At 59.7% G+C, this 2,414-nt stretch carries 3 protein-coding genes; all 3 read left to right on the top strand.

From position 1 onward, the window contains the following. Window positions 1-213, top strand: a 213-nt coding sequence (locus KDH09_10145) for a DUF3883 domain-containing protein (GenBank protein MCB0220043.1), incomplete at its 5' end; no start/stop codon positions are given. 72 nt (window positions 214-285) lie between these two features. After that, window positions 286-1,785, top strand: coding sequence for an IS21 family transposase (istA, locus tag KDH09_10150; protein ID MCB0220044.1), 1,500 nt, complete (start codon window positions 286-288; stop codon window positions 1,783-1,785). Next, on the top strand, window positions 1,782-2,414 hold a 633-nt coding region (gene istB, locus KDH09_10155), incomplete at its 3' end, for an IS21-like element helper ATPase IstB (GenBank protein MCB0220045.1). The genes istA and istB, both read left to right, overlap by 4 nt.

Consider the following 2,414-nt stretch of genomic DNA (forward strand, 5'->3'; position numbering starts at 1 on the left):
CGGTCGCGGCTGATCGAGGTGAAGACTACGAACGGCTGGGACCGGACGCCATTTCACATCACGCGCAACGAACTGGCCGTGGCCGAGGAGCGGCGTGCGGAATGGTGCTTGTTCAGGCTGTGGAACTTCTCACGCGAGCCGAAGGCCTTCGAACTGCGTCCGCCGCTGAATGTGAATCGGCGTGCAAAATTGACCCACTTGGGTGGGTTATGAGCGAGTAAAATTGACCCACCTGTTTCGTTAACATCCGCGCTTCAAGTGCGGAGGAAAGAGCAGGTGTTATTGATGGAAAGTGTATCGAAGATCCGACGATGGGTATTGGTTGAAGGGCGCAGCATCCGGTCTGTTGCGCGGGCGACGGGATTATCGCGGAACACGATCAAGAAGTATCTGAAGGATGAGAGCCCACCGAGCTACCAGCGCCAGGCCCCGCCGGTTCGGCACAAGCTGTGCAACGGGTTTGATCTTCGGCTTCGGGAGTTGTTCGATCAGGATATGAAGCGCCCGCGACGGGAACGGCGGACGGCCCAGAAGCTCTATGAGCAGCTCGTAACGGAGGGCTACACCGGCTCCTATTCGCCGGTTCAGCGCTTTGTTCGCGACCTGAAGCGGGCCGGTGCCGGTTCTGGCGAGGCTTTTATCCCGCTACATTTTGTGGCGGGCGACGCGCTACAATTTGACTGGAGCGAAGAACGGGTTGTCCTGGGCGGCGTTGAACAGAAGATCAAGGTTGCCCATTTCCGCCTGTGCCACAGCCGCAAGCCCTTTGTCGTGGCCTATCCCGGCGAAGCCCAGGAGATGGTGCTGGATGCGTTCGTGCGGGCATTGGCGTTCTATGGCGGCGTGCCGCGCCGGGTGATCATCGACAACCCCAAGACCATGGTGACCTATGTGTCCCGCTCGAAGGACCGCATCTTCCATCCCCGGTTCCTGGCCTTGATGAACCACTATGTGATGGAGCCGGTGGCCTGCACGCCCGCTGCGGGCTGGGAGAAGGGACAGGTCGAGAACCAGGTCCAGTTCTTGCGCGGTCGCCTGTTCGTTCCCAAACCGGCCTTTGATGATCTCGATGCGCTGAACACATGGCTGCGTCTGCGTTGCGAGGAGCTGGCAGAGCGTCCCCATCCCGAGCAGCAGGATCGCACGATTGCCGAAGTGTTCGAAGACGAACGCGCCGAGCTGCGCCCTCTGGGCCGGGCATTTGATGGCTACGTGGAGAAGACCGTTCGTGTCCGCTCCACCTGCCTGGTTCAATATGCGTCCAACCGCTACAGCGTGCCCTCCCGGTTCGCCGGACAGCACGTCTCCCTGCGCGCCTATGCTGGTCGGATCGTGCTGGTATCCGGTCAGGATGTCATTGCCGAGCACAAGCGTCGCTTCACCCGCAATGTCAGCTATTTTGAGCCTTGGCATTACGTGCCGGTGCTGGATCGCAAGCCCGGCGCCCTGCGCGACGGTGCCCCCTTTGTGGACTGGCAACTGCCCGAGGCCATGCATCGGATCAGGGAGCATTACATGGCCGGCAAAGGCGGGGACCGGGAGTTCGTCGATCTGCTTCTGCTGGCCCAGGATCACGGGATCGAAGTGGTCGAGATGGCTTGCGAGATGGCGGTGGAACAAAACACCCTGCGCCTTCCCGCCATCACCAATCTGATCAACCAGTTGGTGGAGCCGGTCATCACGCCGCTCAGCGATGCCTACGCTTATCCGCAGCTGGCCTTGCGGCCCGAGGCAGATTGTAAACGCTATGAGATGCTGTGCTCGGCTGAGGAGGCTGCCGCATGAACGCTCTGATCGACCAACTGACCACCCTGAGGCTGCATGGAATGGCAGCTTGCGCCCATGATTTGCTGTCCGCGCGCAAGCCACCAAGTCTGACCACAGCAATAAAGCAACTGATCGACGCCGAGACTGTAGAGCGCCGGGTGCGCTCTATCCAGTATCAAATGAGGATTGCGAAGTTCCCCCATCACAAGGACTTCGCCACCTTCGATTACGGCGCTGCTGCCGTCACCCAGACCCAGATTGAACCGTTCTGCACGGGCCAGTTTACCGAAGAGGCGCACAATCTCATTCTGGTCGGCGGAACAGGCACGGGTAAAACCCATATCGCCATCGCTTTGGGCACCACTTTGATCAACAATGGCAAGAAGGCCCGCTTCTTCAACGCCGTCGATCTGATCAATGCCCTGATCAAGGAACAGGCCGAGGGCAATGCCGGGAAGATCATCCGGCAACTGTCGGCCCTGGACTGCGTCATCATCGACGAACTGGGTTACATCCCGTTCCCCAAGTCCGGTGGCGCGCTGCTGTTCCACCTGATCAGCAAACTCTATGAGAAGACCAGCGTCATCATCACGACCAATCTGGAGTTCGGGGAATGGGTCTCGGTCTTCGGCGATGCCAAGATGACA

The organism is Chrysiogenia bacterium (assembly GCA_020434085.1).
Lineage (GTDB): Bacteria > JAGRBM01 > JAGRBM01 > JAGRBM01 > JAGRBM01 > JAGRBM01.

Coding starts and splice junctions, on each gene's coding strand:
- istA (MCB0220044.1), top strand. CDS start 286: ATGGAAAGTGTATCGAAGATCCGACGATGGGTATTGGTTGAAGGGCGC.